Raw genomic sequence first — 265 nt, forward strand, 5'->3', positions numbered from 1 at the left:
GTGGTGAGGGTTTGTCCTTGTGGACAGGTATAGGTGTTTGCTTCTTTGTTGTAAATGAACTTGGATACTAAATACTCGGGTTGTGTGCCATTTTCGTTGCTTTTGCCTTGATCTGGATGGGCCACTATGGTGTTGATATTGTGGTTTTTGCAGGTTTCGAGTTCGCGTCCGTTGTGATAGCCTTTGTCAACTAGTACGGTAAAAGTTTCGAGCGCTAGGTTTTCTTTGGCTTCTATAGCAATAGCAGACAAGGCATTTTTATCGT

At 43.0% G+C, this 265-nt stretch carries 1 pseudogene; it reads right to left on the reverse strand.

The window, feature by feature from the left end:
* Positions 1-265: pseudogene (locus WFZ85_RS16375) on the reverse strand (IS1182 family transposase); the annotation flags it as partial.

Source organism: Flavobacterium aureirubrum (assembly GCF_038739835.1).
GTDB classification, from domain to species: Bacteria; Bacteroidota; Bacteroidia; order Flavobacteriales; family Flavobacteriaceae; genus Flavobacterium; species Flavobacterium aureirubrum.